This is a genomic window from Zhongshania aquatica (assembly GCF_027257955.1).
Classification (GTDB): Bacteria; Pseudomonadota; Gammaproteobacteria; order Pseudomonadales; family Spongiibacteraceae; genus Spongiibacter; species Spongiibacter aquatica.
Window position 1 is genome coordinate 1 of sequence record NZ_JANZNQ010000035.1, and the last position, 23,468, is coordinate 23,468.

Below are 23,468 nucleotides of genomic sequence, written 5' to 3' on the forward strand. Positions count from 1 at the left end.
ACCTGATCACCCGTTGCGATAAGTCCCGTAAAGTGATCACTTTGAATCGCAATGAGTGATCACGTTCGTTCGCGACAGGTGATCACGTTGCGTCGCAGGCGGTGATCAGGTTGGGCCGGAATACGCACAGAGCGGAGTATTATACCTATCGTTTAATTGCTAGTCGCCTCTATAAATCACATTGGGGAGTAGAAAACAGCTCCGAATTTTCCCCCTTAGTGGAATCTCTTGTTGATATTGATTTGTTCGAAAATGACGGCGATACCATGATTGAGGCAATCAACTCAGCGAATCTCGATATGCCAATAGAAGAACTGCTTGCTATGAAGCGTGAACAATTTAATACGCTAAAAAGGAGGGTGGTTGAGCGAATCAATAGCAGAGAGAATGAGTCAGTTATTTTAACCACAGCAAGCGGTAAAAAAACGTGGACTGTAAAACAACTGAAAGGTAGAAATGAGGTCAATGATCGGATTTTTTCAAATCTACCAAAACAAGGAATTTCGTCTGTTATCGCAATCGTCGCACGCGAAACTGGTTTCTACGATAGAATAAAGCACATGAAGTACCGCCATAAGGACTCAGATTTTTCCGGAAAATTTATATCTTGTTTAATTGCAAATGCGACTCGACTTGGTGTTCATAAAATGGCGGATCTTTGTCCATTTTCATACGATGAACTCAAAAATTTCGAAGCAAATTATTTTAGGGAGCCAGCATTAGGAAATGCGGCAGATTGTATAAGTGACGAAATATCAAAGTTGGAAATATTTAAATATTACAACTTTCGACCCGATGTTCTTCATGGGAGTATTGATGGTCAAAAATTTGGATCTAAGAGGAATACAGTTCGAACACGCTATTCAAGCAAAGATTTTGGGAAAGGAAAAGGACTGTCAGCACTTACACTATCGATAAACCACGTCCCAGTAAACATTGAGATCATGCCTCTGAATCATCACGAGTCTCACTATACCTTTGATCTTCTTTATAATAATGCTAGTCAGCTACAACCAGATGTTCTCTCTACGGACACACATGGAACAAACAAATGTAACTTCGCACTGTTAGATTTATTTGGCTGGACTTTTGCCCCGCGCTACAAAGATGTTGGTAGTGAACTTGATAAACTGTTCTCCGTTAGCGAAACAGAAAATGGATTCTCCATTGAATTAGCGAAGCCGATTGATGATAAAAAGATCATAGAAGGCTGGAAGCATACTCAACGAATATGCATTTCATTACATCAAAAAGAAGTTCGTCAATATGAAATTGTTAAAAAAATATCTCGATCAACAGAATCTGATCGGATGCTGGATGCCTTACGAGAATATGACAGGTTAGTCAAAGCTATTTACCTTTTAGAGTACATTGACGACGATAATTTAAAGCGATATGTACAGAAAGCGTTGAACAGGGGAGAAGCGTATCATCAATTACAAAGGGCAATTTCGAAAGTGAATGGGCAATCTAATTTTCGCGGACAAGGTGACAGAGAAATTGATATTTGGTATTCATGCGCTCGGCTGCTTGCAAATTGTATTATTTTTTATAATTCTGCTCTCTTGTCCAACGCGCTTACGAGATTCGAAAGGGAGAAAAAGGAGCTTTACATAGAGATGTTAAAAAAGATCTCACCGGTTGCCTGGGGGCATTTAGTCTTTAATGGCGAGTACTCTCTGGACGATATAATTAAGCTGCCGTCTATTTTGGATTTGTCGCTTAATATATTGAATGCATGATGGGTTTTAGTTACGTATCTTGTATATATGGTTTAATGCAAGTGCCGCAAACAATATTTAGCCCTGATTTTCCCCAAACCTGAGAAAAACAATTCGTACAATAGTACTTAGTCTTACTTGAAGCTTTTTTTGGCCGGGACGTCACGATTTCGCAGGGGAGATCGCTGAGTAAAGACTGTTCTATGGCTGTTGTAAAAGCATCCATATCCACGCCCAAGTCAATTTCTTTCACATGATTTGAACTTACACTCAATGTATCCGCCGCCACGGAAGATAGAGATACATTTTTTGAAGCCGTTTGTGATGGGGGTTTTGGGATAATTGAAACGGTATCAAACCAAATCAGTTCAAAACCTTCTCGGATTATATCTTTTACGGCGCTTTCAAAAAGTCCACCTTCGATGACATAGTCTAGCATTCCTTGGCCAACCGTCTTTCCGCCAGGTTTGCCTGTTGATGATGGCATTAAACCAAGTGAAATCATCTTTCTTGACCACTCTTGGTTGTGGTATCCATTTCTCGTGGGCGACCCAAAGTGGGCTTGCCATACGTGGGTCATTTCGTGGCATAATGTCTGAAGGATTTCCGTTAACGGAAAATTGGCGAAATATTCTGGGTTTATCGCAAGTTCATCGATGGATTCATGTTGCTTATTTTTCCATCGATTAAAGGAAACATAGCCCATAAGTCGGCTTTGCCTTTGGAAGGTAATAAGGCATTTCGGCAAAGCACCTTCAAAAAGCCTAGCATTAAAGAACGCGTAGGCAGTCTCAAAAATCTTATATGTTTCTTCGCTGATTTCAGCCATTGGTTAAAATTTGTGCGTATCGTACTTTACACAAAATCCTATTTTTGGTTATTAAAACAAGATGAATTATTCCTTCTAGGAATACCTTTCTTCTACCTTGAGTACGATTATACATAAAAGTTTAAACTTGGTGTTTTGAACCTTTGCCAGCGAAGTATCGTACCGTTAATAAGCTGAGGGTACTGAATAGTTTAGCCCACCATCATATTTTGGAATCCTGGTTATCTCATTGAATTATAAGGGGGTAATCGAGATTAGGTTCTCCAAGGATGTTTAGGAAAACTTTTTTCGCAGTGCCATAAAATACATACGGCTTTAATCTGACAAGGTGCCCTCCATGAATCGTGGCAAAAATCAGACTCATAATCAGACAACGACCGATAATCCTGACGAAAATGGTCCATGGGATTCGTTTTTCAACTCCACAGACCTAGTTAGGGTATTTTACTAAATTCGCCCTATAACTCTCATCGTTTGCCTTTATCCTATTGATTTAATTGGATATTGTTGTGTTGTTTTTAGGTGTGGCTCAAAATTCTTGCTTGAGTATTTGAAGGGCTCCCCGTGAGCCGAATATCCAATTATTCGGCTCACGGATGAGGTGTTGTCTCGGTCTCGTCAGACCTTCCGTGCCTTCCCTCTTTCCGCCCGGACACGGTTTTCTGTCTGAACGTAGACGGGGTGCTAGCCACTTCCTATCAAATTATTTCGTGAAACACGAGCTCTCGCTGTGCTTTTCTAAGGATTTAGACTATTGCCAACATTAATTTCCGGAACCCATTGAAAAATAGTAATTATTGGTTGTAACTAGGTAGGGTATTTCGATATGAGTTTAAGAATTGAGGTCTTTCTTTGGCTGGAAAGGATTGGGGCGTTAAGACTGAAAGCTGCAACGCCCATTGACCATGAGAAGTTGTAAAGATAGAACTACTTAGTTTCAACCTGTGTTACAGGTAGGACAACAATAAGCACATCCATTTACTCGCCATGTAGGATGGTTTCTTTTGGCCACTTGGACAGCGCCGCTACATGTAGGGTGCTCACCCAAGCTTTCGCGGTTTATATGGTCGGGCAAGTTATTGCAGATGGATGGCGATGTTTGATGGACTTCATGATCGCCATTAGATTGGGCATTTTTATTCACACAGAAATGCGGCATTGCTAATCTCCCTGTTTGCTTCCGTTTCCATATCTTGGCGGTAATGCACCAGACAAACTTCAGTTTAGCTTGGATGGTCGTAGAGTCAATTTAATTGACCTTGCGATTTTTCCCGCTTTCTGCCCGTAGGCGGTTCTCAGTATGCACATAAACAGTATCAGTAGTGGCCATACTGGCGTGACCAAGATCTTCAGAAAGGTCTTTCAAGGCCCGACCGCGCTCAATTTCCATGCTGGCACCGGTGTGTCTTAGCCAGTGGGACGACGCTTCCTTCAACTTGCGGGCATTGTCTTCGCCTTTTGCGTCGCGCATTCTCTCTTAAGCCTTATCAAACACTTCCTGCACAATCCGAGTGAGTTGGCGGGACGTCATACCGCCTTGTCCACGTATTTTTTCAACGATGGGATGACTTTCACCGGACCCTGGCAAAGGGCTTAGCCCGCGAAAGGCTCGGTAGCGCTTCAGGAACGGAATAAAGCTGTTGGGAACGGTGATATCCCGCAATTTCCGGTCCTTGCCGTATATTTTAAGCCACCAATTTCCGTCAGAATCCTGCCAGAAATGACGCATTTCCGGCGACCAGTTTGGCCGCTCAGAGAGCTCCGATATACGCAAAAACAGGGTTTTTAGGGCGCAGATCACGAATAGACTGCGCTCAAAAATAGGGACCTGTTCAGCCAGTTCATGGGTCACATCAACCACATATTGCCATTGCGATTCAGTCAAACGACGGACTTCCTTGACCTGGGCATCTTTGATGAAATGCCGGCAGTCGCCCTTGGCAATTTGGGCGGGATTGCCGTACAGATACTCCTCATTCATCAGGTATTTATAGAAAGCAATGATTGCCGTGAACGTCGCAGCCAGAGTCTCCTGTGGCGGCTTATATTTCTTTTTGTCGGGCTTCTGGTCAGGGTTGCCGTTCTTTGGTGATTTTAGTTTGAACGGCGCCCAATCGGGGTTCTGGGTAAAGCAGCCGTCGGTGTGGAGAAATTTGTCGTAGTTTGCTAGGCAAATCCAGGAAGTTGGCGGCTGCCAACAGAAATCGGCATAGTCCAAGATATCTGACTTGCGAAGTTGATCCATGGGCTTTTCCTTGAACAGAAAGACCCACAGCAGGAAGCGCTCAGTTTCATTTCGAAACCGCGTGTAGGTAGGGGATTGGTCGGGATTAAGCCTATTTCAGCGATAGGCTACAGTAATGCCTTGATTTAAAAAGAAATTATCTTAATTTAAGCATTGAGTAGAGGTTTTAGGGGTACTGAGTAATTTTGACCATTTTATCTCAGAATATTCAGTATCTTACTGAAAAATGATGAGTTTTACTCAGCTAAACTTTCCGCTCTTTACCACTAGCTGCACGCTTTTTGTCATCTGCCTGAACATACACGGTGTCAGTCGTAGACATGCTCGCATGGCCCAAATCCTCGGATACATCTTTAAGTGAGCGGCCGCGCTCAATCTCTAAACTCGCACCTGTATGCCGCAACCAATGTGACGTCGCTTCTTTAAAATTACTAGCATTGTCTTCACCATAACGTGCCTTCATTTGTTCGTACGCTTGGTCGAATACTTCCTGCACTAATCTTGATAATTGTCGCGCCGTCATTCCCCCACGGCCTCGGAGTTTTTCAATAATAGGGTGGTTTTCACCAGGTACAGGCAGCTTATTTAAGCCTCGGTAGAGCCGGTAGCGCGTTAAATACCTTAGAAAGCTCGGTGGAACCGTAATATCTCGGACTTTTCGACCCTTACCATAGATCTTCAACCACCAATTATTGTCATTATCCTTCCAAAAGTGACTCATGGTGGGCGACCATTCTGCGCGATCTGAGTACTCAGAAATGCGCAGAAAAAGGGTTTTTAATGATGCAATTAGAAACAGGCTTCGCTCATATCGCGAGTCGTCATCGGCCATAGTATGAGCAACCTCCAGCAGGAAATTCCACTGGTCTTCCGTTAAGCGTTTTACGTCCTTTACCTGTGTATCTTTGATTAAATATCGACAATCTTTTTTGGCAATTTGTACTGGGTTACCGTAGCAGTATTCTTCATCAGTTAGATGCTTATAGAAAGCATTAATCGCGGTAAACGTCGCCTGCAAGGTTTCTTGCGAGGGGCGGTATTTTTTCTTATCGGGCTTGGATTCGTCACCCTTGGCGACCATCAGCCTGAAAGGTGCCCATTCAGTGTTACTTGTGTAAAGACCACCTTTCATATGAAATTTTTCAACATTAGATAGCGATATCCAAGTTAATGGCGGTCTCCAGCAGAAATCTGCGTATTCGAGAATGTCGGCTTTTCGGTATTCGTCAATGGGCTTATCCTTAACAAGAAACGCCCAAAGTAGAAACTTTTCGATATCAGAACGAAATCGAGTATATGTGTGTTCTGACTTGTTTCTACCGATATAAGATAGAAACTCCTGGCCCCAGAGCCACGCCTTAGCTTTCCATTGGTCAGCGTCGGCTAACAAGGCGGCAAGATCAGGAAACTCTTCAAGCTTTACCTCTTTGAGGTCTTTGTATGTCGGGTACAGCGGGACGGGTTTAGGAATGGCCATGGATTTTCCTGATATCTACAGATAAGAGCATATAATCGGCTATCTGCATTCTAGCACCCTATACACTCTATTTCCAATACTGCACCGTATCGGATTTTTTATCACGTGCTAGTTGATATGACGAACTCGGATACTCCCCAGCTAATTGAGCGGAATGTTCAATCTCTTATGTAACTTCAGGTTATCTCCGAAATAGCCCTTTTCATGTAAAGTGGAAAAACGTATGTGTCTGGAAACACATTAACGGGCATTCACGTTGCGTTGCATACCTTGTGCATAGGCACTGTGTCAGTAGGTTCGGTCTAAGTTCAGAGTCTAAAGTCTACAACTTATATAGAATTCAATTCTTGATCTCACACGTCGATATCTAAATGCGAAGGTGACGACCGTTTCCCTTGCAGTACGAGGTGGCTCGGCAATATTGGAATTTACCGACCCAGATTAAGATCAGGTCCCCTACATTGTTTAACGCCTCGCTAAAATGGGCGCATTGCACCTAAAGCAAGCTAAGATTACAATAGCCACATGAAAAAGCGCCTCACCTATATACTGATCTTCTCGCTGATGTTGTTTACGACTTCCGGCTGGGGCAATGTATTGCAGGCAGCTTATTGCGATCCAACAACTTCCGTTGCGGCTGACCATATGACGCCGAACATGCATAATACTAGTGACATGCAAAGTGATTGCGATACACCGACAAACTGCTGCTGTGTGGATAGCAATAATAGCTGCGAAAACATCGATTGTGGTATTGGTGGGTTAACCCCAAGCTTCCTACCACTCCTTCCTATCGCTACGCTTGAAAAAAAACCTACAACGCCGACATTCGCCCTCCCCCTACCGCCCACCCCTGCGTTTCAGCGCTTACTGCTCAGACCCCCGAAATTTTCATAATTTACTAATAAGCATCGGTTAACGGTGCGCGGTTTGGCCTATTTATAGCGCCATTCAACAGGTATTTTATGAGGATTGATTATGTTCGCCCAATATTGGTGGTGTATCGCCGCCCTGTCCCGACGTTTTGTTGTCGCGGTCGTCGCAGCCTTGCCCCTGATTTTTGCCCCAGCACTGTATGCTGCTGAGGAATACACCCACTCAGTAAGCCTGTCATCGTCATCGGACTCAGTAATGTCGGCTCAAGCACTCGTCGATGAAGCGCTGCGTGCCAACCCTGGAATAACTGCCCTTGAAGCCGCTATTCGGGGGGCTGAAGCACGAATCGTTCAGTCTACTGCCTTGCCCGACCCACAGCTGTTTACTGCGGTTGCCCCCGACACTATCGGCGGTTACAACTCGCCGAACGGGCGCGGCAACAATGTTCGAGTGGAATTAACGCAAACGCTTCCATGGCCGGGAAAGCTTCGTTTACGCGGCGACGCGGCGACTAAAGAAGCGGAGGCGGAGCATGGTAATCTCGCGCTGCGGCGGCTAGAGCTACGTACAGTGGCGCTCAGCTACTATGCGCAGTGGAACTACATTCATCAGGCTATTATCATTAATGAGCGCAATAGCACCTTAGTTGATGAACTTCGTCGCGTGGCAGAAGCTCGCTACGCCGCGGGGATAACTAATCAACCAGACGTGCTGCTCGCAGAGGTTGAGCTTCAGCATATTCGCCACCGAAGCGTTCAATTGCGACGGCAAATGGCGACCCTGCGTGCGCAAATAAACACCTTGCTCAATCGCAGTACAACCGCAGACATTGCGCTTTCAAACGCTCTCCCCCCGCCAACGGCAATCCCTGATTTCGATACGCTACGGCTTATCGCCCTGAGTCAGCACCCCGGTCTAACAGCTGCCGAGCAACGAATAGCAGCGAGTCGCGATAGGGAACAACTTGCTGACAAAGATTTCTATCCGGATTTTAAATTATTCACTGGCTATAACACCCTTTGGGATGAAACGGCCAAACGCTGGGTAGTCGGTATTGGTATTAACTTACCACTAGGGCGGGATAAATATCGCGCCGCTAGGGATGAGTCCCGGGCGAACACCGTTGGCTGGCAATCTGAATTAGATGAGCTGCGCTCACAGGTGCTAGGGGATTTAGAAGAAGCCCGTGTCCTCGTCAACGAATCACTGCATACCATAGCCCTATATGAACACGATTTATTGCCGAGAACAGCCGAGAGTCTAAGTGCGGCGCGCGCTGCTTATGGTGCAGGGGGCGGCCGTTTTAGTGAATTGATAAGCGCCGAGCAAGTTCATCTCGATGCCGAATTGAGCTTACAGCGCGCTCGCGCTGATTACCAAATTGCTAAAGCCGCACTTGAGAACGCGCTCGGCGGGCCGTTGGCCTTGCCAAAAAATAGCCAGCAGCACGCCAACATGGCGACGAGGCAAAATAGCGCTACCGCAAATATCAAAACATATATCACCTCGGAGCACGCACAATGAAACAGCGATTGCTTGTCAGCATCATTATTATTTTGGTCGTGGCTTTAAGTTATTTTAGCTATGTTTATCGTTCATCTACCGATGCCTTCACTCAGCAAATGAATGACGCAAAAGAATATCGCACGGACGATTATCACATCGCCATTGCATTCAAGGATGACCTCCCCGCAGTGGGCAACAACACTGCCATTTTGCGATTGAGGGACACCAAGGGAAACCCTATTCCCGAGGCAACAATTCGCGGGCAGGCAGAAATGGCCGCAATGGGCAGCATGCCATCAATGCGGGCTCCCGTGGTATTTAATGAGGTTTCTCCCGGCCTTTACACAGCTGAATTCGACCTCGCTATGCGCGGTGAATGGCCATTAAAATTACAGATCAGCAAAGACAATAAGTCAGCCGATCTCAGTTTTGATATGGCGACGGGACGGTCAGGCCTCACAATCAGTAGCGGCGGAGTATCAATGGCCGGTGAAATGCCCGTCAACGACAACCAAGCCACATTCCCCTCTACGTCAGGTGTCGACCTTAGTTTAAATAAGCAAGGTTTCTATACCGTTGGAAAATACCTTATCAAAGTGGCGTTATTAGAAAATGCCGAACTCCGCCAAGGTGATAATCCGCTGATAATTACTGTGCAGGATAGACATAATAATGCGCTGAACAATATTGATGTTCGCCTGTTAGTCAAATCAGTACTTGAGCAGTCGATGACAAACCACAGTGCCGAGGGCACTCCAGCGCAAGACAATCCCGCCCTTGTGACATTGCTGCCAAGTACGGATGGCCGTTACCACGGCACAATTGTCCTGCCACAAGCAGGGGATTACGACTTTGCTATCGACGTATCCAGCGAATTACTGGGCCACGGCGATTTAATTCTGACCGGCAAAACTGGTAGCAGCGAGTTACATGCCGCAACAGCAACACCTGCGGGAATTTCGCATTACACCTGTTCTATGCACACCTCAGTCCGCGCGGCCGCCCCGGGATCTTGCCCTATCTGCGGCATGGATTTAGTGCCGGTCAGCAAACAACAAACGCAGCCTGGAGTCATTAGTATTGATGCTCGCAGAAGACAATTAATCGGCGTAAAAACGGCGACAGCAGAATATCGAGAGCTCAGTAAATCGATCACGGCGGTGGGACGTATTGCCTACGACCAGCACAGTGCTAGCGAAATAAATTTGAAATTCGATACCTGGATTGGTGAGTTAAAAGCGGATTTTATTGGTGCCCGTGTCGAGCGTGGCCAAGTACTGTTCACGGTTTACAGTCCAGAACTGCTATCAGCACAACAAGAGTATTTAGAAACTCGAGGTCGATTAGCAAGTCGTGGATCAGACGACAGCTTGCTAAAGGCCGCCCGCTCCCGCTTAAGTCTATGGAATATTTCTAATGCTGACATACGCGCACTAGAGCAGCGCGGTACGCCAATCGAGTTTCTGCCAATTTACGCCGAGAAAAGTGGTGTGGTGGTGAATAAATCCATCGTGAGTGGCAGCTATGCAAAAGCGGGCAGTACGCTGCTGCAATTGGCTGATCTCTCGAATGTTTGGGTTGAGGCGGAGGTCTATGAAGCGGATTTGCCGTTACTGGAAAAGGGAATGTCCGCTACCGTTAGTATGCAAAACCTCAGTGATCGAGAATACAACGCTAATATTGATTACATTTATCCGAGCGTCAACCCCCTCACCCGCACCACACGTATTCGATTGATTCTCGATAACAGCGATGGCGAGCTAAGGCCTGATATGTATGCTCAGGTTCACTTCAGCAGGAAATTAGGCAAGCGCCTTTGGGTGCCAGACGAGGCCGTCATGATTGCGGGAGAAACCCGTGTTGTCTTTGTGGATTTAGGTAGCGAGGGAAAAATAAAACCCGTTTTAGTCAACACTGGCCAAAGAACAAAAGGCTGGATAGAAATTACAGAGGGCTTATCCGGCGGTGAACAGGTAATCACGTCTGGTAATTTCTTAATTGCCGCTGAAGCGAAACTGAAAACGGGGATTGCGCAATGGTAAATTCTCAAAACAATCATCCGCAGGGCTTTCTTGCGTCGCTAATTAGTTTTTGTGCCCGTAACTGGCTACTCACAATACTACTGTGTGTGGGAGCATCACTCTGGGGTTGGCGATCGCTCATGGCCGCCCCTCTCGACGCCATTCCCGATATGTCAGACGCCCAAGTCATTGTTTTTACCGACTGGCCTGGGCGCAGTCCCGATTTAGTGGAAGATCAAATCACCTACCCGTTAAGCACTACCCTGCTCGCAGCACCTGAAGTGAAATTTGTGCGTGGCCAAAGCTTTATGGGGTTGTCGTTTGTCTACGTCATCTTTGAAGATGGCACCGATATTTATTGGGCGCGTTCGCGCGTATTAGAATACCTCAATAGCGCCAGTGCGGATTTACCCGATGGCGTTACCCCAACGCTAGGGCCGGATGCGACCGGTGTCGGCTGGGTCTATCAATATGCCCTTAGTGACAAAACGGGGAACACTAGCCTCTCGGAATTGCGCAGCCTGCAAGACTTCAATTTACGCTATGCGCTGGAGGCGGTACAAGGTGTTGCGGAAGTGGCATCCGTTGGCGGATATGAAAAAGAATATCAGGTTAATATCGACCCTGATCGTTTGGCTGCCTATAACATTCCGCTACAAAAAGTCGCCGCTGCGCTACGACGCTCAAATAATGATGTGGGTGGCAGGGTGTTAGAAATATCAGGCCACGAACATTTTATTCGTGGTAGAGGCTACATCACCTCAACGGCGGATCTGGAAAGCGTGGTGCTAAGCACAACCGGCGATGGTATTCCTGTAAAGGTGTCAGACATTGCGACCGTATCACTAGGGCCAGCAATGCAGCGCGGCAGTGCCGAGCTTAATGGCGAAGGCTTAGCTGTTGGCGGCATTGTGGTAATGCGCTTTGGCGAAAATGCCTTAGACGTTATAAATCGGGTTAAAGCTCGCTTGGAGGAGGTTAAAGCATCCCTGCCTGAGGGAGTTGAAATTATCCCCGTGTATGACCGCTCCGGCCTGATTGAACGGTCTATCGATACCTTAAGCCGAACGTTGAGTGAAGAGATCCTCATCGTCTCGCTCGTTATTATTGTGTTTTTGCTGCATCTGCGCTCGGCGCTAGTCGCCATTATCACCCTACCCATTGCCATATTATTAGCGTTTATTCCTATGTATTACCAAGGATTAACAGCCAATATTATGTCGCTAGGCGGAATTGCGGTTGCCATTGGCGCGATGGTCGATGCGGCGATCGCCATTGTAGAAAACATACACCGCCGTCTCGCACTGTGGCGAGAGCAAACTGATAATTCACAGAGCCGGACAGACGTCATCATTGCCGCGATGCAAGAAGTGGGGCCATCCATTTTCTTCGCACTATTAATTATTGCCGTGTCATTTTTGCCGGTGTTTGCCCTTGAAGGCAGTGAAGGACGGCTTTTTAAACCATTGGCTTACACCAAAACCTACTCCATGTTTTTTGCAGCCCTACTGTCCGTTACTCTGATACCCGCTCTAGCAGTTTTATTTATTCGCGGCCGTATTCGCGGCGAACACAGTTGGTTAAATCGCAGTTTGATTGCGCTATATGCGCCCGTGGTGCGCTGGGTGGTAAATAGTCGCTGGCTGGTGGTGGGAGTGGGCGTCATCGTGCTGCTGTCTGCGATCATCCCCTTCCGTGGACTTGGTAGTGAATTTATGCCGCCATTGAATGAAGGTAGTATTTTGTATATGCCCACAGCCCTACCCGGCATGTCGATTAGTGAAGCTCAAAAGACGCTCCACACAATGAACCGAGAACTAATGACATTCCCGGAAGTAAAAACGGTGTTTGGCAAAATTGGTCGCTCAACAAGTGCTACTGACTCCGCGCCACTATCGATGATTGAAACCAATATTACCCTCAAGCCGAAAAGCGAATGGCGCGAAGGAATGGACTGGGATAGCTTAATCGCCGAGATGGATCAAAAGTTACGCTTCCCCGGCATGCCCAATATTTGGTGGATGCCCATTCAGACACGCACACAAATGCTCGCTACGGGGATTCGCTCGGCATTGGGCATAAAAGTGTTTGGGCCGGATCTCGCGACGATTGAAAGCACCGCGACCGCGATCGAACGTGCACTACAAAGTGATAGTCGTACCACTGACTTTACGCGAAGCGCATTTGCCGAGCGTACCACGGGTGGCTACTTCTTAGACTTTGATATTGACCGAGACGCAGCATCTAGGTACGGATTGAATGTTGCTGATATTCAAGATGTTATTGAGATGGCCATTGGTGGCAAGGTGGTTTCGCAAACGGTTGAAGGACGTGAGCGATACAATATTTTAATGCGTTATAACCGTGACTATCGCGACTCGATAGCTGCTTTAGAGCGTACTTACGTCACTACCAGCCATGGTAGCCAAATCCCGATAAGCCAAGTCGCGACGTTACAGTATCGCAAAGGCCCACCAATGATTCGCAATGAAGACGGTCAGTTAGTCGGCTTTGTTTTTGTCGACGTTGCCGACAATATCGGCATTCCGGACTACGTCGCGCTAGCAAAAAAAGTGGTTGATGAAAAAGTCGACATCCCCACTGGCTATCGCCTCGCCTGGGCTGGGCAGTTCGAAAATTACGAGCGTGCAAAATCGCGTCTAGAAATTCTCGTGCCGATGACCCTCGGCCTGATATTTATGATGCTGTACTTTCATCGAAAATCGCTAATCGAAACGCTTATTGTCATGCTCGCGTTGCCTTTTTCTTTAGTAGGTAGTTTGTGGTTTTTGTGGATGCTGGAATACAAGATATCAGTCGCCGTGGCCGTAGGCATGATAGCCGTGGCCGGTTTAGCGGTTGAGCTTGGTCTACTGATGATGCTGTATTTAGATATATCTTGGCGACAACGTCGTGATGACGGGCAGCTCAACACCTTTCATGACCTTACCGAGGCAGTGGTCGATGGTGCAGCCAAGCGGCTACGCCCCAAATTAATGACCGGGCTCGCATTACTCATGGGCTTAGTGCCAATCATGCTCAGTAATGGCAGTGGCGCTGATCTAATGAAACGGGTCGCCGCGCCGATGGTGGGCGGGGTTGCGACCTCACTCATTATGGTCTTAGTGGTTTTTCCTGCGTTGTTCGTGATCTGGAAGCAAGCGACTAAAAGAGCTGGGCCCACTATCGAATCCCCATAACATTACTGTTTAACGCTGGCCGGGTAGTTAAGGCTACTCGGCATTATTATAAGTTCGCAGCAAGTCACCCTCCGAAATATCGTATCACAATGGAACCTGAGTGAATTTCAATTTAAAGTCGGCCACTCTAATTGAATGAGGTGGGAAATATTAAGGTTTGCTGATCCATTAGAATTCTTCTGCAGAAGGCGCAAGCTGGCCGTTATATAAATTTAGCGATTTACGCTGACCCTCAACGATTTTATTAAAGATACCGGGGCGAAATATTGGGGCAACGATAAGTACTGAGGACTCGAAAAAATGCATGAAAAACAATTTTTATCACAGCCTTGGCTAGGGTCGACGGCCATAACTGCAGGCATGGGGGTATTTCTTGGCGCCTCGGGCGACAACAAACCTCACCGACATTGGGCTCATCAAATCGCTATTGGCCTAGAAGAACCAATAGCGCTGCAATCTGACAAAACACGATATTTCGAACGCGGGCTATGGATACCTGCAGGTACCGCTCATCAACTAGAAACCGCGCATGTATTATGCATCTATATCGACCCAACACATGATTTTTGTAAAACACTGCTAGCACATATAGCCGTAGAGGAATGGTCTATATCCGTACTGGATGAAGAAATTTCATCCGAGTATGTAATGCGCTTCGCTAAAGCAAAGAACCTCCAAGGAGCGTTAATAAGCTTCGACAAACAATGTCGCTGTCAATTCAGTGACACTCCAGACGAGCGATTGAATATCATTTTAGCATCACTTAAAGATGATATTAGTAGCGGCAACAATACCACGCAGAAAACCTTATCGAGTTTGGTACATCTCTCCCCCAGCAGATTCTCTCATTGGTTTACAGAGCAAACAGGCATGCCATTACGCAGTTACAGGAAGTGGCTTAAACTGCTGGTCGGATTTGAACTATCGCGGCGAATGCCTCTCACCGATGCAGCACTCTTATCTGGTTTTTCTGATCAGGCCCACTTCTGCCGAGCAGTAACGCTGGCCTTCGGCGTCAGTGCTACAACCATTAAACAACTGCTGCTACATAAATAGCTTTTTCGTTCAATGTTTCGCCATTGAAAAATGACAAACTAAGCGCTCTTTAGCTCTGGAAGTTTTTGCTTATGAAAAGCACCTGGGAAATGTTTGTCAAAGTTCTGTACTTGCCTTTCTTTCTGATCGTAGGAAATGGCATTGCTATTTATATGGCGGGGCAAGATTATTCCAAATTAGCCTTGCTTGCATGGGTCGGCTTACTCATCGCTGTGTCGTTCTTAATTGAACAATGGATGCCATTTAGTCCCGAATTCAACAAGCCTCAAGCAGACTCGGTGCGTGATGTTATTCATGCCTTAGTCAATGAATCACTGAGTATTGTCGGCGTATTAAGTGTCCCAATCATTGCTAGTTACATCCCATTTAATTCTATTTGGCCCTCCTACGCACCGCTGTGGTTGCAAGTATTGTTGGCGGTGATCATCGCCGATATAGGCATTACACTGGCACATTACGCCAGTCATAGGTACAGCGCGCTGTGGCAGCTACATGCAGTACATCATAGTGTGAAACGTATGTATGGGTTTAACGGTCTTATGAAACACCCCTTGCATCAAACCATTGAAACCCTTGCAGGTACTGCCCCGCTACTCTTGATAGGCGTTCCACAAGAAGTCTTACTGCTGCTGGTTGTTGCGGTGGTTATTCAGCTGTTACTGCAACATTCCAATGTTGCCTATTTCGCAGGGCCGCTCAGATATGTTCTGGCTATCAATCAAGTTCATCGCTTCCACCACCTGAATACGGCAAAAGACGGCGATGTCAATTTCGGTCTATTCACAACGTTAACGGATCATCTCTTAGGCACTGCGTACTATGACAAAGAGAGAGTTATCCGTTCAGAAGATCTGGGCATCGGAACCGCGCCGGATTATCCCGTAGCTTATATTCCACAAATGCTAGCACCGTTCAAGCGCCTTGGCTGAACCGCCGACCCGCAGTACTTATCTGTACTATGTGAAAACATGAAAAGCATAGAAAAGTTATGGGAAACTGGTCATTATTTTTCAGACGACTTCACACACGGGCAATCGACACACTTAGGCGTCTATGTCTTTAGTAACTAGGGGCAAGCGAATTGAGAAACGCGTGATTTCGTCATCTGAGAACGCATCGATGTGACCACCATGAGCTTCAACAATGGACTTAACTATTGCCAGGCCTAGGCCAGCTCCCTCACTGAGACGCTGACGCGAAGGATCAACGCGATAGAATCGATCAAATATTTTTGGTAGATGTTCTGGGGGGATCTTTAAACCGGGGTTTTCAACACGGAGCTCTACCCATGCATCATCTGTTTTTTTTAGTTTCACGTTAATTGTTTGCCCGGCCGGTGTATATCGCAATGCATTTGATAGCAAATTAGATATGGCGCGCCTCAACATAGCCCGATCGCCACTCAGCATGGGTGTGCTTCCGTCTAAAGCCAGAACAATCTGTTTCTCCTCTGCCAAAGCCTCAAAAAAGTCAAATAACTCCCGCACTTCATGCCCGAGATCCAGCCACTCACGTACTGGATTACGTAAACCGTGTTCGCTTTGAGCCAACCACAGCATGTCGTTGACCATTTTCGCTAAGCGTTCCTGTTCTTCTAAATTTGAGTATAGTAACTCTTGGTATTCCTCCAAGTTTCTGGCCCGATTAAGCGCCACTTGGGTTTGGGTAATGGAATTTGTTAAGGGTGTACGCAGTTCGTGGGCGATATCAGCAGAAAAGTGCGAAAGTCGAGCAAAGCTGTCTTCCAAACGGCCAATCATGTAATTGAATGAATTGACTAGTGCTTGAAGCTCACCCGGAACAATATCTGGGTCAAGCCGCACATGCAGGCGATCCGCTTGGACATCACGCATAGTATCGCTTAAGCCGCGTAGCGGCGCATGCCCCTGATGTACGCCAAACCAAGCGGCCAACAACGTGACGACGCCAGCTAAAGTCATAATAAGCCACAGGCTGCGCCTAAAATTATCGAGAAAGCGGATATGGAAATTCATGTCAATGGCCGCGACAATACGATATTTCTGGCCACTAATTAGAGCTTGGGTAATGGCACCTCGATAAGCATTTCCCCCTGCCTTCCAGCTATGTAAATTAGCCGCTAAAATACGGGAGACGGGCGTATAGAGAGTCACTGGCGTGAGCAGTTCGTCAGCATTCGGCCCGTAGATAAGTTGTCCGTCTGGGCCCCAAACTTGGAAATATACGCCATGATGCCCTGAAACCGCGTGGGATAGCACTTCAGGTAGCCGCGGGATGTCGCCTGCGCCTGCCCGTAACGCTCGCTCCACGGCCTGAGTAATAACAATGAGCTCATCGGCATCCTGCTCAGCAAAGTGACGTTTGACGGCTTGCTGAACAAGATGTGCAGTCATGAATAGGCTTAGGCCGATGGCAAGGGCAACGAAGACCATCACTCTTGTTGTTAGCGATAAAGGGCGACGCTTAACTCGACTAAGCCACATCATTATCGTCTTCGATCTCCAGCTTGTAGCCCATGCCACGCACAGTGTGAATCAACTTTGCTGGGAAATCGTCGTCGATTTTGGCACGCAGACGGCGAATCGCAACGTCAATAACGTTTGTATCGGAATCAAAGTTCATATCCCAAACTTGGGAGGCTATCAAAGATCGTGGTAATACCTCGCCCTCTCTACGCGCTAAAAGCTCCAACAGGCAGAATTCCTTGTGGCTAAGACTAATTTTTTTACCTCCACGGCTAGCCCGGCGGCGCGGAAGATCTAAGGTGAGGTCTGCAATAGTAATTTGATCTGAAAGCACAGGCGCTGCACTTCTGCGCAGCAAGGTGCGAACTCTAGCTAGTAGCTCAGCAAAGGCAAATGGCTTAACCAAATAATCATCTGCGCCAAGCTCAAGTCCTTTAACCCGGTCTTCGACGCTATCTCGGGCGGTAAGAAAAAGTACTGGAGTTTGCCGACCAGCTTCCCGAAGGGACTGCATAATTCGCCAGCCATCAACATCGGGTAACATGACATCTAACACCATCAGGTCAAAAACTTCCGTCATTGCAAGATGGTGGCCATCGAGGCCGTTACGCGCTAGCGTGACCATAAACCCCGCCTCAGAAAGCCCCTGGCGCAAGTAATCGCCGGTCTTGAGTTCATCTTCCACTACCAATATCCGCAAAATTGCGTCGCTCCGTCGTTTGGCTTACGTCAGTTTGATAAACATTATGGATGAGGCTTTCCAACACCAAGATGACTTAAAGATTACAGCTTTGTAATCTTTAAGTCATGCGAGTGACAGGTGTAGGTCTCTAGTATTACGAACACAAATCACTAAATGCATGAGGTAGTTGCCCGTGAGCCAATGGCTTCCCCAACAAAAACGATCTTTGCAGCCAAACCGTCGTCGCTTTGTACAAGGCCTTGCGGCTGGCGGCGTACTGGCGGCAACACCCACTTGGTTGCAGGCAGCAATGAGCAGCAAAGTGGCACAGGGGCAAACACCTGTTCTAAGTGGGCGTGAAATCAATCTTGTTATTGCCGAAAATCCCGTCAACTTTACCGGCGTGACACGGATGGCAACAACGATCAACGGTTCGATACCCGCCCCTACTTTGCGTCTACGCGAAGGCGATGAAGTGACAATTCGCGTCACCAATCACTTGGCGGTAGCCACCTCCATTCACTGGCATGGCATTCTTCTACCCTACCAAATGGATGGCGTGCCTGGCATCAGTTTCAAAGGCATAGCGCCCGGAGAGACCTTCACATATCGATTCACCCTAAAGCAAAGCGGTACCTACTGGTATCACAGCCATTCCGGTTTTCAAGAAATGACGGGGATGTATGGCGCACTAATCATTGAGCCTAGAGCAGGCGAAAGACACCGTTCTGACCAGGATTATGTGGTGCAACTTTCAGATTGGACTGACGAAGACCCTATGCGCGCTTTCAGTAAATTGAAAATGCAGAGCGATGTCTACAATTTCAATCAGCCCACCTTCTTTGACTTTAGTGAAGATGTTTCAAAGGTCGGTTTACAGGGCGCACTGGAAAAGCGTCAGATGTGGAACCAGATGCGCATGAATCCCACCGACTTAAACGATCTATCGGCGGCCACGCTGACCTTCCTCATGAACGGTACAGCGCCTAATGGTAATTGGACGGGACTGTTCCAGAAAGGGCAACGCATACGCCTGCGCTTTATTAATGCGGCAAGCAATAGCTTTTATGATGTGCGTATTCCCGGCTTAAAATTGACCGTCATTCAGGCCGACGGCCAAGATGTCGAACCGGTTTCCGTCGATGAATTTCGCTTTGGCCCCGGCGAAACCTACGATGTATTGGTTGAACCCGCAGACGATGCCTACACGATCTTTGCCCAGAGTATGGATCGCACCGGTTATGCCCGAGGCACATTAGCATTGCAGCAAGGTCTATCCGCGCCAGTCCCTGCGCTTGATCCGGCAGAGTGGCTGACGATGTCAGACATGATGGGTGCAATGGGCAGCATGGCCGGCATGAATCATGATTCGATGAAAGGTATGGAAGGAATGAATCATGGCTCGATGAAGGGTATGCAGGGAATGGGCAGCATGGACGGTATGAAGGGTATGGATCATTCGGCCATGAATCACCAGCCAAAGAACCCGTTGGCCAAGCCCTCTAGCACTGTCAACCATGCCAGTAGTGAATACGGCGCGTCGGTAGATATGCGAGTGGATACACCGCGCACCAATCTTGATGATCCAGGTATCGGTTTGCGTAATAACGGCCGACGAGTGTTGACCCTAGCCGACCTGAAATCGATTAACGGGCTGCTGGATGATCACCGCACACCAACCAAAGAACTTGAACTACACCTCACTGGCAATATGGAGCGCTACAGCTGGTCATTCGATGGTTTGGAGTTTGGTAAAAGCACACCGGTGTCGTTGAAACACGGTGAGCGCGTTAGGGTTATTCTGCAAAATGACACCATGATGACGCATCCAATGCATTTACACGGCATGTGGAGTGAACTCGAAACCGACAAGGGTGAGCTGCGGGTTCGGCGCCACACCATTCCGGTTCAGCCATCGCAACGCATCAGCTTTTTAACAACGCCCAATGACCTTGGTCGCTGGGCGTGGCATTGCCACCTGTTATTTCATATGGATGCGGGGATGTTCCGCGAAGTGGTGGTGTCATGAGTAAAACGAAAATGAAAAACGTCATCAGCCTAGTGGCAGTTACAGCTATTTTTACGACATCGGCCTCATGGGCCCAAATGGATGGTGAAAAGATGCAAATGCAAGGTGGCAGTGCACCCGAAGATGCTCGTGATCCACATGCTTATTCAGATGGCTATACGCTTACCGAAGGCCCATATGCCCAACAAGGCCCAAGGCAACTAAAACTGGCTGACGAACATGCTTTCCTTTCTGTATTAGGCGACCGCCTTGAATACAGCGAGGATAGTGGCAATACGACCTTTGACCTTTTAGCTCGGTATGGCACTACTTACGATAGTCTCGTTGTAAAAGCTGAAGGTGATACTAACGGTGGTCAATTGGAAGAAAGTCAGACAGATCTACTCTGGAGTCACGCTATCAGCGTCTTCTTTGATACTCAGTTAGGTGTGCGCCTCGACCAGTACAGCGAAGGTAGTGATCGCCAATGGCTCGCTGCGGGCATCCAAGGTTTAGCGCCGTATTGGTTTGAGCTAGACGCTACCGCCTACCTCGGTGACGATGGACGTACAGCACTGAACATTCAGGCAGAATACGAATTACTACTAACACAAAAGCTAATATTACAGCCTCGCGCGGAGCTTAATCTTTACGGTAAAGATGATCCTAATAATGGCCTCGGCAGTGGTTTGTCGACTGCATCTATTGGCTTGCGCTTGCGTTATGAAATAAATCGCCAGTTTGCGCCCTATGTCGGCGTGGAGTGGTCGGACGCATATGGCGGTACCGCTGATTATCGACAAGCTGCAGGACAGGACATTAACGATACGCAATTAGTAGCAGGCCTTCGGTTCTGGTTTTAATTAAATTATCGATTCCTCATATTCCCAACTCAAAGATTAAGGATTATTCCAATGCGCTCAAAATTTTTAACATTGTCAATTGCAATCTCTACGCTGGCTTTTACTTTATCAGCCCAGGCTCATGATCCCAAAGAGCACATGAATAACGCAGAAAAGCCAGATTGCGCGGCCATGGAAAATATGGATCACGGCAAAATGGATGTGAACGACCCTGTTATGCAAGCCATGATGAAACAGTGCATGGGCGACATGGAAGGTATGAGTGGCAGTGAAGCGCCTAAAGGCGATAAACCGGAGCAACACGAAAATGAAAGTAGCACGGAACAGGCTGGCCATAATCACTGATATAACTATTTCGAGTCACCCAGCAAGACTTCATTAACTCTTTAGACGATTTGGAAATACTATGGCCGCAAACAAATTTCTACGCTGTGGTAAATGTTTGATGATTACCGCCGTTGTCGCGATGTTGGGCGGTCTAGCATTCCTTTACTCTGGTCTCTACCCTATGGGAGCTGATGTGCCGCACAATGGCATAACATATTGGGGGCTCGAAACGATGCGAGAACGCTCGATCGCCCGAGCGGCAAGTGCGATTGAGGTTCCCAATGATCTAGCCTCATCAGAGCGACTGCTAAAAGGCGCTGCTGACTACAATGCAATGTGCGCCAGCTGCCACCTGAAACCCGGCAAAAACCAAAGCGACTTTACTTTGGGCCTCTACCCCGCCCCACCCAATCTAGCACAGAAGGGTGATGATCATGGCCATGATGGCGGCCACGATGACAACACCTATGCTTTACAACGCCAATTCTGGATTATTAAACACGGTATCAAAGCATCTGGCATGCCATCATGGGCACCTGGGCATGACGATGAGCGTATATGGAATATGGTGTCATTTTTACAACGATTACCTGAACTAAGTACTGGGCAGTACCAGGTTCTCACTGCACGTAGTGACAACACCAAAAAACAGGAACATTGATTACTGCCTAATCAATGTTCCAATTAACGCTATACACTCGATAATTCAATATGAATACCGCACTACCCTTCTGTGATGACATTTAAAAACTCTACTAACAACCAGAGAAATAGCCATGGCAAGCGCTAATTATACTTTGAAATATATGCTGGCAGTATTCATCCTTAGCCCCCTTTTCGCCGCAGCCCACTCAGCACATGACCCTGTTAAGGAAATTCACAAAAAAGATCAGACGATTGCGACCCGACAGTCCGAATTTGATCAATTACAGTACTCAGGGCAAAAAATAGAAAATCTCCAAGACCAAATTACCGCCATGGAAAGTAAAATACTTATGATACGAAATTTGATGGCTAGCGATTATCCTCATATCAAGGAAAAAATGAGCAAGTACTCTTTCGACTACATTAAAAGTGTAGAAGAATCACTAGCGCAGTTAAAAAACACATTACAGCAAACTGACACATTACTTAATCAATAGTGATGGTTCGTAAATTGCGTCTAGCGCAGTCAACAAGCTCTAGCAGGAAGCTTCAAACGACTCCCTGTATTTTGTACGCACTAATCTAATCGGCTAAATACAATTTTCTCGATCGCTACCGCTGTCACAATTCGGCGGTCGCTTCCTTATCACCTGGCATGGGCAAGCTTATAATAGTGGAGTGAGTGTATTAACTCTCAAGTTATTTTCGAGTTACCGATAAAGTTTGAAGAATCCCGCACTCTTTAACAGTACTTTGATTTGAACAGCTATTTCGAAGCGTCATCAATTTGTTTTGGAGGTCTTGTAGCTCATTTATTCGAAGTGCAACTTGCTCTATATGGCTATCAACCATTCTGTTCACATCATCGCATCCTATTCCCGGCTGCTGATTTAGCGCGATAAGTTGCCGAATTTCGGCAAGCGAAAGATCAAGGCTTCGACAATGCTTGATAAATTTTAGCTGGTCTACCGTCGCCGAATCATACAAGCGAAAGTTGCCGTCACTGCGCCGCTGCGAGGCCAATAGTTTTTCTTTCTCATAGTGGCGGATGGACTGCACAGAACACCCAGTTAACTTAGCTAGCTCTCCAATTTTCACCAATCCCACCTTAACACTTGACTCTATAGTAACCATAGAGTTTAGGCTATGTATGATTCAAAGTAAAAGGAGCGGCGCAATGACACTGACTGGCAACCGTCAATCTGCAGAGAATACCAATGATCAAGGCAGTATCAGCACTCTGCAGCCTGATAAAATCTACGTTAGCGAGTTTGTGGTTTCTAAAATGGATTGCCCTTCTGAGGAACGTTTAATTCAGATGGTTCTAGAGGGCATTGAACCGGATGTAGTTCTAGAATTTGACACGCCCAACCGCATGCTAAAGGTATTTCACAGTGGCAACCTTGTCGCCATACAGTCTCGTTTGGATTCGCTTAGCCTTGGCGCGAAAATTAAAGATACTCACAATTTAGACCACGATGAACTGTCGCAAGTGATGGCGTCAGCAAAAGAGGCTAGTTTAAAAGAAGGTACCATCCTAAAATGGTTACTTGCGATTAACGCAACCA

The 23,468-nt window shown here is 46.9% G+C and carries 19 protein-coding genes and 1 pseudogene; 13 read left to right on the forward strand and 7 right to left on the reverse strand.

Annotated elements, in window-relative coordinates; translation table 11 throughout:
- Positions 1-110 precede the first annotated feature (110 nt).
- A complete protein-coding gene (locus tag O9X78_RS18795; RefSeq protein ID WP_269621277.1) occupies positions 111-1,742 on the forward strand; it encodes a Tn3 family transposase in 1,632 nt (543 codons plus the stop codon).
- A gap of 10 nt (positions 1,743-1,752) precedes the next feature.
- On the opposite strand, the gene O9X78_RS18800 is transcribed toward O9X78_RS18795, so the two are convergent.
- The 4 genes from O9X78_RS18800 to O9X78_RS18815 all read right to left on the reverse strand — a co-directional run bounded on the left by O9X78_RS18800 (position 1,753) and on the right by O9X78_RS18815 (position 6,272).
- Positions 1,753-2,550: a SprT-like domain-containing protein gene (locus O9X78_RS18800; RefSeq protein WP_219043708.1), complete on the reverse strand. Its 798-nt coding sequence runs from the start codon at positions 2,548-2,550 to the stop codon at positions 1,753-1,755.
- 1,249 nt (positions 2,551-3,799) lie between these two features.
- Positions 3,800-4,021: a tyrosine-type recombinase/integrase gene (locus tag O9X78_RS18805; protein ID WP_269621278.1), complete on the reverse strand. Its 222-nt coding sequence runs from the start codon at positions 4,019-4,021 to the stop codon at positions 3,800-3,802.
- Positions 4,022-4,027: 6 nt separating this feature from the next.
- Complete coding sequence (locus tag O9X78_RS18810) at positions 4,028-4,795, reverse strand: site-specific integrase (protein WP_269621279.1); 768 nt, start codon at positions 4,793-4,795, stop codon at positions 4,028-4,030.
- 244 nt (positions 4,796-5,039) lie between these two features.
- Positions 5,040-6,272, reverse strand: a complete 1,233-nt coding sequence (locus O9X78_RS18815; RefSeq protein ID WP_269621280.1) for a tyrosine-type recombinase/integrase — start codon at positions 6,270-6,272, stop codon at positions 5,040-5,042.
- Positions 6,273-6,797: 525 nt separating this feature from the next.
- Here O9X78_RS18815 and O9X78_RS18820 point away from each other — a divergent pair.
- From O9X78_RS18820 to O9X78_RS18845, 6 genes are all read left to right on the forward strand, one after another.
- A complete protein-coding gene (locus O9X78_RS18820; RefSeq protein ID WP_269621281.1) occupies positions 6,798-7,169 on the forward strand; it encodes a hypothetical protein in 372 nt (123 codons plus the stop codon).
- A gap of 81 nt (positions 7,170-7,250) precedes the next feature.
- Positions 7,251-8,672, forward strand: coding sequence for a TolC family protein (locus O9X78_RS18825; RefSeq protein ID WP_269621282.1), 1,422 nt, complete (start codon positions 7,251-7,253; stop codon positions 8,670-8,672).
- On the forward strand, positions 8,669-10,696 hold the full coding sequence (locus tag O9X78_RS18830) for an efflux RND transporter periplasmic adaptor subunit (RefSeq protein WP_269621283.1): 2,028 nt from the start codon (positions 8,669-8,671) through the stop codon (positions 10,694-10,696). Before O9X78_RS18825 ends, O9X78_RS18830 begins: the two co-directional genes overlap by 4 nt.
- Entirely contained in the window at positions 10,690-13,875 is a 3,186-nt protein-coding gene (locus O9X78_RS18835) for an efflux RND transporter permease subunit (protein ID WP_269621284.1), read from the forward strand. The genes O9X78_RS18830 and O9X78_RS18835 overlap by 7 nt, the downstream gene beginning before the upstream one ends.
- A 300-nt stretch (positions 13,876-14,175) precedes the next feature.
- A complete protein-coding gene (locus tag O9X78_RS18840) occupies positions 14,176-14,931 on the forward strand; it encodes a helix-turn-helix domain-containing protein (RefSeq protein ID WP_269621285.1) in 756 nt (251 codons plus the stop codon).
- A gap of 71 nt (positions 14,932-15,002) precedes the next feature.
- Positions 15,003-15,860 carry a sterol desaturase family protein gene (locus O9X78_RS18845; RefSeq protein ID WP_269621286.1) on the forward strand — a complete coding sequence of 286 codons (858 nt, stop codon included), beginning with the start codon at positions 15,003-15,005 and terminating at the stop codon, positions 15,858-15,860.
- Positions 15,861-15,974: 114 nt separating this feature from the next.
- On the opposite strand, the gene O9X78_RS18850 is transcribed toward O9X78_RS18845, so the two are convergent.
- Both O9X78_RS18850 and O9X78_RS18855 read right to left on the reverse strand, forming a co-directional pair.
- Positions 15,975-17,396 carry a heavy metal sensor histidine kinase gene (locus O9X78_RS18850; protein ID WP_435056068.1) on the reverse strand — a complete coding sequence of 474 codons (1,422 nt, stop codon included), beginning with the start codon at positions 17,394-17,396 and terminating at the stop codon, positions 15,975-15,977.
- Positions 17,383-18,075 carry a heavy metal response regulator transcription factor gene (locus O9X78_RS18855; protein ID WP_123181025.1) on the reverse strand — a complete coding sequence of 231 codons (693 nt, stop codon included), beginning with the start codon at positions 18,073-18,075 and terminating at the stop codon, positions 17,383-17,385. The genes O9X78_RS18850 and O9X78_RS18855 overlap by 14 nt, the downstream gene beginning before the upstream one ends.
- A 175-nt stretch (positions 18,076-18,250) precedes the next feature.
- Between O9X78_RS18855 and O9X78_RS18860 the strand changes: the two genes are divergently transcribed.
- The 5 genes from O9X78_RS18860 to O9X78_RS18880 all read left to right on the forward strand — a co-directional run bounded on the left by O9X78_RS18860 (position 18,251) and on the right by O9X78_RS18880 (position 22,397).
- A complete protein-coding gene (locus O9X78_RS18860; protein ID WP_123181026.1) occupies positions 18,251-20,086 on the forward strand; it encodes a copper resistance system multicopper oxidase in 1,836 nt (611 codons plus the stop codon).
- Positions 20,083-20,928, forward strand: coding sequence for a copper resistance protein B (locus O9X78_RS18865; RefSeq protein WP_123181027.1), 846 nt, complete (start codon positions 20,083-20,085; stop codon positions 20,926-20,928). The genes O9X78_RS18860 and O9X78_RS18865 overlap by 4 nt, the downstream gene beginning before the upstream one ends.
- 51 nt (positions 20,929-20,979) lie before the next feature.
- The gene (locus tag O9X78_RS18870) at positions 20,980-21,273 is read left to right on the forward strand and encodes a hypothetical protein (RefSeq protein WP_123181028.1); all 294 of its coding nucleotides are present in this window, start codon (positions 20,980-20,982) and stop codon (positions 21,271-21,273) included.
- Between the two features lie 61 nt (positions 21,274-21,334).
- On the forward strand, positions 21,335-21,916 hold the full coding sequence (locus O9X78_RS18875) for a c-type cytochrome (RefSeq protein WP_269621287.1): 582 nt from the start codon (positions 21,335-21,337) through the stop codon (positions 21,914-21,916).
- Positions 21,917-22,031: 115 nt separating this feature from the next.
- Positions 22,032-22,397 (forward strand): hypothetical protein, encoded by a 366-nt coding sequence (locus tag O9X78_RS18880; RefSeq protein ID WP_123181029.1) that lies wholly within the window; start codon positions 22,032-22,034, stop codon positions 22,395-22,397.
- 202 nt (positions 22,398-22,599) lie between these two features.
- Here O9X78_RS18880 and cadR read toward each other — a convergent pair whose 3' ends face one another.
- Entirely contained in the window at positions 22,600-22,998 is a 399-nt protein-coding gene (gene cadR, locus O9X78_RS18885) for a Cd(II)/Pb(II)-responsive transcriptional regulator (RefSeq protein ID WP_123181271.1), read from the reverse strand.
- 79 nt (positions 22,999-23,077) lie between these two features.
- On the opposite strand from cadR, the pseudogene O9X78_RS18890 reads away from it, so the two are divergent.
- A pseudogene (locus O9X78_RS18890) lies at positions 23,078-23,468 on the forward strand (cation transporter); the annotation flags it as partial.

What these genes read in the sequence shown, in the direction of transcription:
- O9X78_RS18800 (WP_219043708.1), bottom strand. Translation starts at nt 2,550, where the DNA reads ATGGCTGAAATCAGCGAAGAAACATATAAGATTTTTGAGACTGCCTAC.
- O9X78_RS18805 (WP_269621278.1), bottom strand. Translation starts at nt 4,021, where the DNA reads ATGCGCGACGCAAAAGGCGAAGACAATGCCCGCAAGTTGAAGGAAGCG.
- O9X78_RS18810 (WP_269621279.1), bottom strand. Translation starts at nt 4,795, where the DNA reads ATGGATCAACTTCGCAAGTCAGATATCTTGGACTATGCCGATTTCTGT.
- O9X78_RS18815 (WP_269621280.1), bottom strand. Translation starts at nt 6,272, where the DNA reads ATGGCCATTCCTAAACCCGTCCCGCTGTACCCGACATACAAAGACCTC.
- O9X78_RS18820 (WP_269621281.1), top strand. Translation starts at nt 6,798, where the DNA reads ATGAAAAAGCGCCTCACCTATATACTGATCTTCTCGCTGATGTTGTTT.
- O9X78_RS18825 (WP_269621282.1), top strand. Translation starts at nt 7,251, where the DNA reads ATGTTCGCCCAATATTGGTGGTGTATCGCCGCCCTGTCCCGACGTTTT.
- O9X78_RS18830 (WP_269621283.1), top strand. Translation starts at nt 8,669, where the DNA reads ATGAAACAGCGATTGCTTGTCAGCATCATTATTATTTTGGTCGTGGCT.
- O9X78_RS18835 (WP_269621284.1), top strand. Translation starts at nt 10,690, where the DNA reads ATGGTAAATTCTCAAAACAATCATCCGCAGGGCTTTCTTGCGTCGCTA.
- O9X78_RS18840 (WP_269621285.1), top strand. Translation starts at nt 14,176, where the DNA reads ATGCATGAAAAACAATTTTTATCACAGCCTTGGCTAGGGTCGACGGCC.
- O9X78_RS18845 (WP_269621286.1), top strand. Translation starts at nt 15,003, where the DNA reads ATGAAAAGCACCTGGGAAATGTTTGTCAAAGTTCTGTACTTGCCTTTC.
- O9X78_RS18850 (WP_435056068.1), bottom strand. Translation starts at nt 17,396, where the DNA reads ATGATGTGGCTTAGTCGAGTTAAGCGTCGCCCTTTATCGCTAACAACA.
- O9X78_RS18865 (WP_123181027.1), top strand. Translation starts at nt 20,083, where the DNA reads ATGAGTAAAACGAAAATGAAAAACGTCATCAGCCTAGTGGCAGTTACA.
- O9X78_RS18870 (WP_123181028.1), top strand. Translation starts at nt 20,980, where the DNA reads ATGCGCTCAAAATTTTTAACATTGTCAATTGCAATCTCTACGCTGGCT.
- O9X78_RS18875 (WP_269621287.1), top strand. Translation starts at nt 21,335, where the DNA reads ATGGCCGCAAACAAATTTCTACGCTGTGGTAAATGTTTGATGATTACC.
- O9X78_RS18880 (WP_123181029.1), top strand. Translation starts at nt 22,032, where the DNA reads ATGGCAAGCGCTAATTATACTTTGAAATATATGCTGGCAGTATTCATC.